Raw genomic sequence first — 13,668 nt, 5'->3', positions numbered from 1 at the left:
ACACTGATTGCACCAAAAATAAAGCCTGCAATTAGTCACTCTTTGTGATTATAGCCACAAAAATAAGTGGTAAAACGTTTTATCATCCTTGACCACATTGAAGCCTTTTACTTTTATTGCCAGGAGAATCTATGTCCGCCAGCCGCCCCAAAATGTCACTTTGGGAGTTTTTCCAAAGTCTGGGTAAAACCTTTATGTTGCCCGTCGCCCTGCTCTCGTTCTGCGGCATTCTGTTAGGAATTGGCAGTTCCCTCAGCAGTCATGACGTCCTGACGCTAATTCCTCTTCTCGATCAGCCTTTCCTGCAATACCTGTTTATCTGGCTGGCGAAGATCGGCTCTTTTGCCTTTAGCTATCTGCCGGTGATGTTTGCCATTGCCATTCCGCTGGGTATGGCGCGCGAGAATAAAGGCGTCGCCGCCTTTGCCGGTTTTGTTGGCTACGCGGTACTGAACCTAAGTATCAACTTCTGGCTCAACATCAACGGCATTCTGCCAACCACCGATGCGGCGGTTCTGAAAGCCAATAACGTACAAAACATCCTCGGCATTCAGTCCATCGACACCGGTATTCTCGGCGCGGTGATCGTCGGTATCGTGGTGTTCTGGTTACATGAGCGCTTCCACAACATTCGCCTGCCAGATGCGCTGGCGTTTTTCGGTGGGACGCGTTTTGTGCCGATCGTTACGGCGATGGCGATGGGCGTGCTGGGCCTGGTGGTTCCGCTGATTTGGCCATTCTTTGCACGCGCGATTACCGGCCTCGGCTGGGTGATTAACAGCGCCGGTGAATTTGGTCCGATGATCTTCGGTACTGGCGAACGTCTGCTTTTACCTTTTGGCTTGCAACACATTCTGGTGGCAATCATCCGCTTTACCGATGCGGGCGGCACCATGGATGTGTGCGGTAAAAGTGTTAGCGGTGCGTTAACTATCTTCCAGGCGCAATTGGCCTGTGCGGATACCCACGGCTTCGCCGAGAGCGCCACGCGCTTCCTGTCGCAGGGTAAAATGCCAGCCTTCCTCGGGGGGTTGCCGGGTGCGGCATTGGCGATGTATCACTGCGCCCGTCCGGAAAACCGTCATAAAATTAAAGGTCTGCTGATTTCCGGCGTGGTGGCTTGCGTGGTGGGCGGTACCACTGAACCGCTGGAGTTCCTGTTCCTGTTCGTCGCGCCGGTGCTGTATTTGATCCACGCGCTGTTGACCGGCTTGGGCTTCACCGTAATGGCGATGCTGGGCGTGACTATCGGTAATACCGACGGCAACGTGATCGACTTCTTCGTCTTCGGCGTGCTGCACGGCCTCTCCACAAAATGGTATTGGGTGCCGGTGATTGCTGCGGTGTGGTTCGTGGGTTATTACGCCATCTTCCGCTTTGCTATCAGTCACTTCAACATCAAAACGCCAGGCCGCGAAGTGGAAACCAACAGCGTAGCGCAGCAGGTTAATCGCGCGGCTGTGGGTAAATCTGGCTTTAATACGCCAGCGATTCTGTCGGCGCTGGGCGGCGTGGAAAACATCGCCTCACTGGATAACTGCCTGACGCGTCTGCGCATTACCGTGGTCGATATGAGCAAGGTGGATGATGCAACGCTGAAAGCCAACGGTGCGATTGGCGTGGTGCATGTAAATGCGACCAATCTGCAAGTGGTGATGGGCCCGCAGGTGCAGTCGGTCAAAGATGAGATGGCACACTTGATGAGCGCGACGGTGTAATGATGCAGGATTTTGCTTTCAATCAGGTGGTGGATCGCCGCGGTAGCTGGTGTACGCAGTGGGATTTCGTGGCCGATCGTTTCGGCGTGGCGGACTTGCTGCCCTTCACTATCTCCGATATGGATTTCGCCACCGCGCCATGCATCCTCGAGGCGCTGCAACAGCGCCTCGCACACGGTGTGTTTGGCTACAGCCGCTGGCAGCATGATGATTTTCTTTCTGCCATTCAACATTGGATGCGCAGCCGTTTCGCTACCGAAGTGGCGGCAGAATCGCTGGTTTATGGCCCGTCGGTGATTTATATGGTGGCGCAGCTGTTGCGCCACTGGACGCAGCCGGACGATGAAGTGCTGATTCACACCCCCGCTTACGATGCATTTTATAACACCATCAATGGCAATCAGCGTCACGTGGTGGAGCTGCCGCTGCAGCGCCACGCTAACGAATGGCTGTGCGACATGACGCAGCTGGAAAGTTTGCTGGCGCGTCCGCGCTGTAAAGTGATGCTGCTGTGCAGTCCGCACAATCCTAGCGGCAAAGTGTGGCGCGAAGATGAGCTGCGCCAGATGGCGGCGCTGTGCGAAAAGCATGGCGTGAAGGTGATCAGCGATGAAATTCATATGGACATGGTGCTGAGTGATGCGCAGCATACGCCCTGGAGCCAGGTAGCGCAGTCCGCCTGGGCGCTGTTCACCTCGGCCTCCAAGAGCTTCAACATTCCGGCGCTGACCGGCGCGTGGGGCATCATCCCTGATGAGCACGATCGTCAGGCGTGGTTCCATGCGTTGAAGCAGCAGGATGGCTTATCCTCGCCAGCGGTAATGGCGCTTGCCGCTACCATCGCCGCTTATCGCGCGGGCGCGCCGTGGCTGGATGCGCTGCGCGACCATTTGCGTGGCAACATGCAGCACATCGCGCAGCGCCTGAACACGGCGTTTCCGCAGCTTAACTGGCAACCACCCGCCGCGACTTACCTGGCGTGGATCGATCTCAATCCGCTTGGCATTGACGAACAGGTGCTGCAACAGCGTCTGATTCATCAACACAAAGTGGCGATCATGCCGGGTTCGACCTACGGCGCGGCGAGTCGCGGTTATCTGCGTCTCAACGCCGGTTGCCCGCGCAGCAAACTGGATGATGGGCTGGATCGCCTGATTGCCGGGCTAAAATCGTTCTAAAATGCCACGGATGCTGATTAATTCAGCATCCGTTTTGCTGTTTGCGCAAATCGCTGGCGCTGTTGCGCAAGATGTTTTTATAATCCTCTGCACTTTATGAAACTTAAGCGAGTGCGCCATGATTGATCCAAAACTCCCCCTTACCGACATTCACCGCCACCTTGATGGCAATATCCGCGCACAAACCATTCTCGACTTAGGTCGTCAGCATAATCTTGCGCTGCCCGCTGAAACGCTTGATGCATTGCGTCCGCATGTGCAGGTCACGGCTAATGAACCGGATCTGGTGAGTTTCCTGCAGAAACTCGACTGGGGCGTGAAAGTGCTGGGCGATCTTGATGCCTGTCGTCGTATCGCGCTGGAAAACGTTGAAGATGCGGCGCGCGCTGGCATTCACTATGCGGAACTGCGCTTCTCACCGGGCTACATGGCGATGACGCATCAACTGCCGATTGCCGGCGTGGTTGAGGCGGTGATTGATGGTGTGCGCGCCGGCATTCAGCAATACGGCGTTGATGTACGCCTGACCGGCATTATGAGCCGCACCTTTGGTGAAGAAGCTTGCCTGCGCGAGCTGGAAGCTTTGCTGGCACATCGCGAGGGCATCACCGCCGTCGATTTGGCCGGTGACGAGCTAGGCTTCCCAGGCAGTGAATTCCTCAGCCACTTTAATCGTGCGCGTGACGCCGGTTTCCGCATTACCGTTCACGCCGGTGAAGCCGCAGGCCCGGAAAGCATCTGGCAAGCGATTCGCGAGCTGGGCGCGGAGCGTATTGGTCACGGCGTGAAGGCGATTGAAGATCGTGCATTGATGGATTTCCTTGCTGAGCAGCGCATTGGGATTGAGTCGTGCCTCACTTCGAATATTCAGACCAGCACCGTATCGTCGCTGAGCAGCCATCCGCTGAAAACCTTCCTGCAGCACGGCATTCTCGCCACCATTAACACCGACGACCCGGCGGTTCAGGGCGTTGAGCTGGCCCATGAGTATGAAGTAGCGGCACCGCAAGCGGGATTGACGGCAGAAGAGATGCGTCAGGCACAGGATAATGGTGTAACCATCTCGTTCCTGAGTGATGCAGAGAAAGCCGCGCTGCGCGCGCGCGTAGCGGGATAAAAAAAGGTGCGCATAACGCGCACCTTAGATCGTAGGGTCGCCATTCCTGGCGATCTTTTAACAGAATTAACGCAACGACAGGGTCTGACGCTTCTCGGCGGACTGCAAGCCCAGCTCAATCAACTCCATCACCTGAATCGCCTCTTCTGCCTGCACCGGATTCGCACCTGTGCCCGCAATCGCATCACGGATACCTGCGTAGTACGCCGGATAGTTACCTGGCAAGGTCAACAGCTCTTTCTCCACCATCACATCGCCTTCCGCCAGCGTCAGCGTGCCGTTGCGCATGTCGTAGCCCCAATCTTCCTGCGGCGGACGTTCACCCGCTTTCAGACGATCTTCCTGCGGATCCAGCCCGTATTTCACGTAGCTGCCGCGCGTACCGTGCACCACAAAGCGCGCGGATTCAGCCGCCACCAGCATGCTGGCATGCAGCACCACGCGACGCGTAGGATAGGTCAACACCGCATGGAAGTAATCGGTGGTTTGCGCGCCCGGACGCAGCTCTGCCATATCGACATTGATCGCAACCGGCGTGCCAAACAGCTGCAAAGCCTGATCCAGCACGTGCGGTCCGAGATCGAACCAAATGCCGCTGCCCGCGCCTTTCATTTCACGCCAGCGCTGACGCACTTCCGGACGGAAACGGTCAAAGTGGGATTCGAAGTAACGCACTTCGCCAAGCGTACCGTCGTTCAGCAGGGATTTCAGCGTCAGGAAATCGCTGTCCCAACGGCGGTTATGGAACACCGACAGCAGCAGACCTTTGGCTTTGGCCAGCGCATCCAGCTCACGTGCTTGTGACAACGTCACGGTAAACGGCTTATCGACCACCACGTGTTTACCGGCGTTGAGTGCCGCTTTGGCTAATGGGAAGTGGGTGTCATTCGGGGTCGGAATAACAATCAGTTGCAGTGTCGGGTCGTCCAGCAGCGCTTGTGGATCGGAAACCACCTGCACTGACGGCCAGTCAGCATGCACTTTGCTGGCATCGCTGCTTGAGATCGCCGCCAGCTCAACCTCCGGCGTACCGGCGATCAAGGGTGCATGAAAGGTTTTGCTGGCAAAACCGTAGCCGATTAGGCCGACACGTAATTTATCGCTCATTCTCATTCCTCTTGTTCGTTATCAGACTGATTTAAGACGAATCAATCTATAAGAACAAGGCGGAATCACCTGAAAACTCAGGAAATAGCACTCCGTGCGGATTGCCAGCTCTCGTGCGCCACCAAAGCATCCTGCGCATCCTGGCTGCGGCGGCGGAAGTCGCTGGGGCTGACGCCAACGCGTTTGCGGAACACGCGTGAGAAGTAAAGTTGGTCATCGTAGCCCACTTCACGCCCGACGGAAGCGATCGGTTCCTGAGTGGTTTGCAGCAGCAGTTTGGCGCGGATCACCCGCTGATCTTCGCGCCAGCGCAGCAGATTAATGCCCATTTGCTCGCGGAACAGATGCGCCAGCCGTGACGGCGACAGGCAAACATGGCGCGCCACTTCTTCAATCTTCACTTCACCCGCCAGATGATTGGTGACGTACTGGCAAGCTTCAATCACGCGCGGATCGCGGATCTGTTGATGGCTACGCGGATCCTCTTCCACCGCGCGCAGCAGCAAGCGCTCCAGCAGATTCATCGCCAGCTCTTCGGCGAAGCGACGACCGGAGTTGTGGGTTTGCTCGATGCTGGCGAACAGGCGATCAAACTCGGCACGCTGCGCTTCTGACAAATGCAAGCGCCCCACGCCCTGGCTCTCATCCTGCCACTGCAACCAATCGGTCCAGTAAGCGCGCGGGCGGAAATAGACCCAGCGATGGAACCAGCACGGGCTGTCTGGCGCGCGGCCGTAATAGTGCGGGGTTTTCGGTTGAAACAGCAGCAGATCGCCCGGCTCGCAGTCGAAGGCAGATTCGCCATCAAACACGCGCCCCTGGCCTTTAATGGTCAGATTAAGGATGTAGCCTTTCATGCCGTGCGGACGATCGATAAAGAAATCGAGTGCGTCATTGGCATTAATCGGCGTTAAGCCTGCCACCAGCCAGGCATTGAACGCATAGCCCGGCAATAAGGGATTCTGCTGCTCACTTGGGGGTTCGCGATGGTACATAATGCCCTCACTTTTCCGTTTCGCGGCGCTGAGCGTGCCCACTTTCCGGCACGCTCAGCCTGGGTTATCAGGCGGCTTTACTTTTCTGTTTGTAGCGGTCAAAAATCACCGCCGCTAACAGTATCAAACCGCGCACTACATACTGTGAGAATGGCGAGATATTCAATAAATTCATCGCATTCTCAACCGTGCCCAGAATCAGCACGCCCGCCACTACGTATGAAATTTTGCCGATGCCGCCTTTCAGCGAGACGCCGCCCAGCACGCAAGCTGAAATCACAATCAGCTCGTATCCGAGCGAGGTCATGGGCTGGCCGCTGGTCATGCGCGACGCCAGAATGATGCCCGCCGCCGCCGACACTAAACCGGACAGAATGAAGATAATGATACGCGTGCGTACCACCGGCACGCCGGCCAGACGCGCTGCTTCTTCATTGCCGCCAATCGCCAGCGTGTTGCGACCAAAGGTGGTTTTGTTCAGCAGGAAACCGAACAGCACCATGGTAGCGATGGTGAGCCAAATCGGTGCCGGCACGCCGAGCCAGTTGGCGTATCCGAGGGTAAAGAAGCGCTCGTCTTCAATCCCCACCGCTTTGCCGTCGGAGAAGATGTAAGCCAGGCCGCGCACAATCTGCATGGTGGCCAGCGTAGTGATCAGGGCGTTGATTTTCAGCCGCGCAATGACGAAGCCGTTGATAAAACCGGTGGCCATGCCGAGCAGCAATCCGGCTGCCACGCCAATCCACAGGCTTTCGGTCATGTTGATCACCACCGCGGTGACCACACCGGCGCAGGCAATCACCGACGCCACAGACAGGTCAAAGTCGCCGGAAGCCAGGCAGAACAGCATGCCGCACGCCACCATGCCGGACATCGACATCGCCAGCCCGAGCCCTTTCATGTTGATGATAGAACCAAAGTTCGGCACGAAAATGGCACAAACGATAAACAGCAGTGCGAACACCACCAGCATGCCGAAGTTGTCCCAAATCCGCCCCAGTTGCAGCCCGTTGCGCTGCACCGGTGGCGTGTTGGAAGTGGTAGATGAAGCCATTATTGCTCTCCTTTACATCAGGCCACGGCGGCCGCTTGAGTGGTTTTCGGCATCGCCAGGCTCAGCGTCAGCTGCTCTGTGGCCGTGTCATGGGACAGTTCACCGGCAATGGAACCTTCACGCATCACCAGAATGCGGTCAGCTAATCCCATCACTTCCGGCAGATCGCTGGAGGCAAACAGCACCGCAATCCCCTTTTTCGCCAGTTGATAAATCAGGTTGTAGATTTCGTGTTTAGCACCGACGTCAATGCCGCGCGTCGGCTCATCGAGCAGGATTACGTTCATCTCTTCCGACAGCCAGCGGCCCAGAATCGCCTTCTGCTGGTTGCCTCCGGAAAGATTCATGATCAGCTGCTGCGGGCCTGGCGTTTTAATGTTGAGTGAACGAATGTGGATATCGGCGTTTTTCGCTTCCCAGCTCGGTTTGATCAGGCAACCAGCGGTGAGATTGTGGCGACGCGCGCTGATGTTGATGTTATCGCGCACCGAATGCACCGGAATGATGCCTTCAGATTTGCGATCTTCCGGGCACAGCATGATGCCGGCGCGGATGGCGTCGATCGGCTGGCGAATGTTGAGCTTTTTGCCATCCAGCGTCACGCTGCCGCCGCGCAGTTTGGTGGCACCGAACAGCCCTTTCATCAGTTCACTGCGTCCCGCGCCCACTAAACCAAACAGGCCAACGATTTCACCGGCACGCACCGTCAACGAAATCGGCGTGCGCACGCCCTTCGCCTCCACCGCGTCCAGCTGCAGGCGCACCGGGCCCAGTTCACGCGGCGCGTAACCATAAATATCCCCCAGATTGCGCCCCACCATCGCCTGTACCAAATCATCGTGATGGGTGTTTTTCATGTCGGTGAAGGTGCGCACGTAGCGGCCATCTTTAAACACGGTGATGGCATCGCTCAGGGCAAAAATCTCTTCCATGCGATGCGACACGTACAACACGGTGCGGCCCTGCTCGCGTAGCTGACGGATGACGCGGAACAAGTGATCAATTTCGCGCGCCGACAGCGAGCTGGTCGGTTCGTCAAAAGCGATGATGCGTGCGTTACGCGCCAGCGCTTTGGCGATCTCCACCATCTGCCATTGGCCGAGCGACAGATATTTCAGCGGCATGTCCGGATCGATATCCATGCCAAGATTTTGCAGCTGCAAACCGGCTTCATAGCGCAGCAGTTTGCGATTCACCAGACCGCGCTTGTGCGGCAGCTGGCCGAGATAGATATTTTCCGCCACGCTCATTTCCGGCACCAGATGCAGTTCCTGGTAAATGATCGCCACGCCGGCATCCAGCGCATCCACGGTGGTGTTGAAACTCTTCGGCTGGCCTTTAATGCGGATCTCGCCGCCGCTGGGCTGGTAGCTACCGCTGAGGATCTTCAACAGCGTCGATTTACCGGCACCGTTCTCCCCCATCAGCGCGTGCACTTCGCCGGCACGGCAGCTGAATGAGATGTCCTGCAGCGCTTTCACGCCGGGAAAGGTTTTGCTGATGCCATGAAACGACAGAAAGGCTTGATCAGTGTTCATGGTGACTCCTCTAAGCCTTCATGCTTCGCACTGTAACTGCGTTGGCTGCGTGAACTTACCCCGGTCACTTACAAAAGTAAGCTCCCGGGGATAAGTGCACTTGCCGCCTTGTTACAGCACGAATCATTTTGGCTAAACATTTAGATGGTGCTGCTCAAACAACGAACAACGTGATTACTTCAGCCCTTTCTTATCCAGCTCGGCTTTGAAGTTATCGCGGGTAATCAGCACCACATCGGTGACCTCGGTGAACTTCGGCGGCTCCTGATCTTTGGTCACCCAGTTGTAGAGCATCTCGCTGCTCTTATAACCGTGCACGTCCGGGCTTGGCAGCAGCGAACCGTAGAAACCGGTGGCGGATCCTTTCGACAGCTCACTCACCGCATCAACACCGTTAATGCCGATACCGATCACATCGGGCGCTTTAAAGCCCTGACCTTCGGTGGCGCGAACGCCGCCCAGCACGGTGTTATCGTTCATGCCGAGAATCAGCCAGTGTTTCACTTCCGGATGCTGCACCAGCAGCGAGTTACCGGCGTCAAAGGCGCCTGGGATATCATTGGATTTGGTTGGCACCTGATAGATCTGCTTCTCCGGGAAACCGGCGGCTTTCAGCGCGTCCATTGAACCGCTGGTGCGACGGCGTGCGGTGTCGAGTTCGTTCGCGGTGATGGCCATCACGCCGGTCTCTTTCACATCCCAGCCGCGTTTCTGCATCTCTTTATACAGTTCCTGCCCCTGACGCTCGCCGATCTTGGTTGCCGCCATCATCACCAATGGCACGGTATCCATCGGCTTGCCTTTGGCGGTCACGAACTGATCATCGACGGCAATCACTTTCAGACCGTAACCGCGCGCTTTGGCGACAATCGCGGAGCCGAGCTTAGGGTCCGGCGTACAGATGACGAAGCCTTTCGCGCCGCTGGCGGCCAGGCTGTCGATGGCGTTAAGGGTTTTCTCACCGTCGGGCACGGCAATTTTGATCACTTCAAAGCCGAGATCCTTGCCGGCTTTATCCGCGAATTTCCATTCAGTCTGGAACCAGGGTTCCTCCGGTTGTTTAACGAGGAAACCGAGTTTCATGGTCTCGGCGATAGCGGATTGTGACATAACCGCAGCGAGACCTAGCGCCGCCAGCGTTTTAGTGAATTTATGCATGATGCTCTCCGGCATAATGTTGTTTTAGGCTGTTATTAACCAATCGGTGTAAACGCTACCAATCAAATCATTCTGTGGGGTACAGCTAAAAATCAGCGCGTTAGCGCAAAGGTTGTGCAAAGGCTGCGCAAACGCTGGGCTAGTTGTAGCGGGAATGGACAGGAAAAATGTAGAGCGGTATCACATCCCAAAACGATGACAAAATCCTCCATATATTCAGCAAATTTAACCGGTCGTTAACTTTTGCAGTGGATCACACATCCTCGCCGATGGCAGAAAAGTGCATATTCTCAGCGACTGATGACTAACCGCTTCTGCCACCCCATTCCAGGATAGAGCCAGATAACTCACACAGGAGAATCCCAATGGGTGCTGGCACCATAACAATTGGGCTGGATTTTGGCAGTGACTCGGTGCGTGCGCTGGCCGTGGACTGTCACAGTGGTAAAGAGCTGGAAAAAGCGGTGGTCAACTATGCACGCTGGGCCAACGGCGAATTTTGCGATGCGCACGCCAACCGCTTTCGTCACCATCCGCAGGACTATATCGATGCGTTAGAGCAGGCGATTGTCACCGTGGTTAACGCCTTAACGCCTGAACAGCGCGCCGCCGTAGTGGGGATTGGCGTGGATTCCACCGGCTCGACGCCTGCGCCCATCGATCGTGATGGCAACGTGCTGGCGCTGCGCCCGGAATTCGCCACCAACCCCAATGCGATGTTCGTGCTGTGGAAAGATCACACCGCGATTGAAGAAGCCGAAGAGATCAATCAGCTGTGTCGTAGCGGTCGTTTCAACGATTACACCCGCTATATTGGCGGCGTCTATTCGTCGGAGTGGTTCTGGGCCAAGATACTGCACGTGTCACGCGCCGATGCTGCGGTACGTGACGCGGCAGTGTCTTGGGTGGAACTGTGCGATTGGGTGCCCGCGCTTCTCAGCGGCACCACCGCACCCGCGCAGCTGCGTCGTGGACGCTGTGCCGCCGGGCACAAATCACTGTGGCATCCGGAGTGGCAAGGCTTGCCGCCGGCTGACTTCTTCCGCGCGCTCGATCCTCTGCTGGTCGAGCAGCTTGATTCCCCCTTGTTCGCAGACACCTGGACCGCCGATGTGCCGGTGGGCACGCTCAGCAGCGAATGGGCGCAGCGCCTCGGCTTATCGCAACAGGTGATTCTTTCGGGTGGCGCGTTTGACTGCCACATGGGCGCGGTTGGTGCCGGTGCGCAGCCTTACACGCTGGTAAAAGTGATTGGCACCTCAACCTGCGACATTCTGATTGCCGACAGCGACACCGTTGGCGACCGCGCGATCAAAGGCATCTGCGGCCAGGTGGATGGCAGCGTGGTGCCGGGCGCGATAGGCTGCGAAGCCGGCCAATCGGCGTTTGGCGATATTTATGCCTGGTTCAGCCGCCTGCTCGGCTGGCCACTGCAGCAGGCGGCGCAGCACCATCCGGAGCTGCAACCGCAGTTAGCCGCGCTGCAAAAAGATCTGATCCGCAATCTCACCGAAGCCTGGGCGGCCAATCCGCAACTCGATCATCTGCCGGTGGTGCTCGACTGGTTCAACGGCCGCCGCACGCCAGACGCCAATCAGCGCTTGAAAGGTGTGATCACCGATCTCAATCTCGGCACCGATGCGCCCGCGCTGTTTGGTGGCCTGATCGCCGCCACCGCGTTTGGCGCACGCGCCATTATGGAGTGTTTCGAACAGCAGCAGATTCCGGTGCAGAGCATCCTGACGCTCGGCGGCATCGCCCGTAAATCCCCCGCCATCATGCAGGCGTGCTGCGACGTCATGAACCGTCCGCTGGATATCGTCGCCTCTGACGAATGCTGTGCGCTCGGTGCGGCCATTTTTGCCGCCGTGGCCGCGGGCGTGTATGCCAATGTGCCTGCCGCCCAGCGGGTGATGGCCAGTCCGATTGATGTGACGCTGCAACCCAACGCCGCGCGCGTGGTGGTTTATCAGCAACTTTATCAACGTTATCAAAACTGGTGCCAGGCTGCTGAACCGCAGTACGCCGCGCGCACCGCATCCGCTCAGTAAAGGAGAGATTTAATGGAACAGCACAACGCACAACAGGTGTGGTTTGTTATTGGTACGCAGCACCTTTACGGCGCGGAAACCTTGCGTCAGGTAGAACAGCACGCCCGCCAGGTGATGGACGGATTGAATCAGGCCGGCACCTTGCCGGTGTCGCTGGTGCTGAAGCCGCTGGTGAAATCACCAGACGAAGCGCTGGCATTGTGCCGCGACGCTAACCACGATAATCAGTGTGTCGGTATCATTACCTGGCTGCACACTTTCTCGCCAGCCAAGATGTGGATTGGCGGCCTGAGCATCCTGAATAAGCCGCTGCTGCAATTCCATACTCAGTTCAACGCGGAGATTCCGTGGGACAGCATGGATATGGACTTTATGAACCTTAACCAAACCGCGCACGGCGGCCGCGAGTTCGGCTTTATCGGCGCGCGCATGGGTTTGCAACACAGCGTGGTGACCGGTCACTGGCAGGATAAAGCCAGCCAGCAGCGCATCGGACGCTGGATCAATGCCGCGCTGGCAAAACAGGCCAGCCAGCAGCTGAAAGTGGCGCGCTTCGGCGACAACATGCGCGAAGTGGCGGTGACCGAAGGCGATAAAGTCGCGGCGCAGATTCAGTTTGGTTACTCCGTGAATGGCTGGGGCGTGGGCGATTTGGTCGAGGTGGTGAATAGCGTCAGCGATGGCGACGTCAACGCGCTGATCGATGAATACGAAAGCCAATATCGCTTCACCGATGCCGCCGCCGTCAACGGCGATAAACGTCAAAACGTACTGGATGCGGCACGCATTGAGCTGGGTCTGAAACGTTTCCTCGAAGCCGAGGGCTGCAAAGCCTTTACCACCAACTTCCAGACTTTGCACGGCATGACGCAACTGCCCGGTTTGGCGGTGCAGCGCTTGATGGGCCAGGGCTATGGATTTGCCGGTGAAGGCGACTGGAAAACCGCCGCGCTGCTGCACATTCTCAAGATCCAGGCAGGCACACGCGCGGGCGGTACTTCCTTTATGGAGGATTACACCTATCACTTCTCACCGGGCAATGATTTGGTGCTGGGCTCGCACATGCTGGAAGTGTGCCCGTCCATCGCCAAAGAGGAGAAGCCGCTGATTGATGTGCAGTTCCTCGGCATTGGCGACAAAGCCGATCCGGCGCGCATGATCTTCTCCACGCCGGCCGGACGCGCGGTGAATGCCAGCGTCATCGATCTGGGCGATCGTTTCCGTTTGCTGGTGAATGTGGTGGATGCGATCGAACAGCCCAAACCGCTGCCAAAATTGCCGGTGGCCCGTGCGCTGTGGCGTGCCCAGCCGTCGCTGGCCACCGCATCAGAAGCCTGGATTCTGGCCGGCGGCGCGCACCACACGGTGTTCAGCCAGGCGCTGGATCTGGATGATATGTATCTGTACGGCGAGCTGAATGGCATTGAAGTGCTGGTGATTGATGAGGAGACGCGCTTACCGGCATTTAAAGATGCGCTGCGCTGGAATGAGGCGTATTACCGCCTGGCACGTTGATTTCGTCCTCTGCGATATTCCCCTCATCCTAACCTTCTCCCGCAAGCGGGAGAAGGAACCGTTTTATAAACGCTGTCACTCCGAACTCAACGTCTGCTTTTGCTTCAGGAAAGAGTGCTGCTTATCGCTGCACCGGCGGCTCCCTCTCCCGCAAGCGGGAGAAGGAACCTTTTTATAAACGCTGTCACTCCGAACTCAACGTATGCTTTTGCTTCAGGGAAGAGTGCTGCTTATCGC

At 57.1% G+C, this 13,668-nt stretch carries 10 protein-coding genes; 5 read left to right on the top strand and 5 right to left on the bottom strand.

The window, feature by feature from the left end; translation table 11 throughout:
* Positions 1 to 131 precede the first annotated feature (131 nt).
* The 3 genes from malX to add all read left to right on the top strand — a co-directional run bounded on the left by malX (position 132) and on the right by add (position 4,013).
* Positions 132 to 1,718 (top strand): maltose/glucose-specific PTS transporter subunit IIBC, encoded by a 1,587-nt coding sequence (gene malX / locus AAF463_RS08760; protein WP_110866061.1) that lies wholly within the window; start codon positions 132 to 134, stop codon positions 1,716 to 1,718.
* The gene (locus tag AAF463_RS08755) at positions 1,718 to 2,896 is read left to right on the top strand and encodes a MalY/PatB family protein (protein ID WP_350261868.1); all 1,179 of its coding nucleotides are present in this window, start codon (positions 1,718 to 1,720) and stop codon (positions 2,894 to 2,896) included. Before malX ends, AAF463_RS08755 begins: the two co-directional genes overlap by 1 nt.
* Before the next feature lie 118 nt (positions 2,897 to 3,014).
* Complete coding sequence (add, locus tag AAF463_RS08750; protein ID WP_280172766.1) at positions 3,015 to 4,013, top strand: adenosine deaminase; 999 nt, start codon at positions 3,015 to 3,017, stop codon at positions 4,011 to 4,013.
* 66 nt (positions 4,014 to 4,079) lie between these two features.
* Here the strand turns inward: add and AAF463_RS08745 are convergent, their stop codons facing one another.
* From AAF463_RS08745 to AAF463_RS08725, 5 genes are all read right to left on the bottom strand, one after another.
* The gene (locus AAF463_RS08745) at positions 4,080 to 5,120 is read right to left on the bottom strand and encodes an oxidoreductase (protein WP_101764512.1); all 1,041 of its coding nucleotides are present in this window, start codon (positions 5,118 to 5,120) and stop codon (positions 4,080 to 4,082) included.
* 77 nt (positions 5,121 to 5,197) lie between these two features.
* Positions 5,198 to 6,115 carry an arabinose operon transcriptional regulator AraC gene (gene araC / locus AAF463_RS08740; RefSeq protein WP_101764513.1) on the bottom strand — a complete coding sequence of 306 codons (918 nt, stop codon included), beginning with the start codon at positions 6,113 to 6,115 and terminating at the stop codon, positions 5,198 to 5,200.
* 67 nt (positions 6,116 to 6,182) lie between these two features.
* Complete coding sequence (gene araH / locus AAF463_RS08735; protein ID WP_008110235.1) at positions 6,183 to 7,169, bottom strand: L-arabinose ABC transporter permease AraH; 987 nt, start codon at positions 7,167 to 7,169, stop codon at positions 6,183 to 6,185.
* Positions 7,170 to 7,186: 17 nt separating this feature from the next.
* Positions 7,187 to 8,707 carry an L-arabinose ABC transporter ATP-binding protein AraG gene (gene araG / locus AAF463_RS08730; RefSeq protein ID WP_110866058.1) on the bottom strand — a complete coding sequence of 507 codons (1,521 nt, stop codon included), beginning with the start codon at positions 8,705 to 8,707 and terminating at the stop codon, positions 7,187 to 7,189.
* 174 nt (positions 8,708 to 8,881) lie between these two features.
* Positions 8,882 to 9,865: an arabinose ABC transporter substrate-binding protein gene (locus tag AAF463_RS08725; protein WP_101764515.1), complete on the bottom strand. Its 984-nt coding sequence runs from the start codon at positions 9,863 to 9,865 to the stop codon at positions 8,882 to 8,884.
* Positions 9,866 to 10,230: 365 nt separating this feature from the next.
* Between AAF463_RS08725 and AAF463_RS08720 the strand changes: the two genes are divergently transcribed.
* Together AAF463_RS08720 and araA are read left to right on the top strand one after the other, a co-directional pair.
* Entirely contained in the window at positions 10,231 to 11,916 is a 1,686-nt protein-coding gene (locus tag AAF463_RS08720; RefSeq protein ID WP_350261867.1) for a ribulokinase, read from the top strand.
* 12 nt (positions 11,917 to 11,928) lie between these two features.
* Entirely contained in the window at positions 11,929 to 13,431 is a 1,503-nt protein-coding gene (gene araA / locus AAF463_RS08715) for an L-arabinose isomerase (protein WP_110866056.1), read from the top strand.
* Positions 13,432 to 13,668 lie beyond the last annotated feature (237 nt).

The sequence above is a fragment of the Pantoea sp. BJ2 genome, assembly GCF_040255075.1.
In the GTDB taxonomy this organism is placed as follows: domain Bacteria; phylum Pseudomonadota; class Gammaproteobacteria; order Enterobacterales; family Enterobacteriaceae; genus Pantoea; species Pantoea leporis.
Note: the sequence above shows the minus strand (reverse complement) of the source record. Positions and strands in the feature narration are given on the sequence as shown.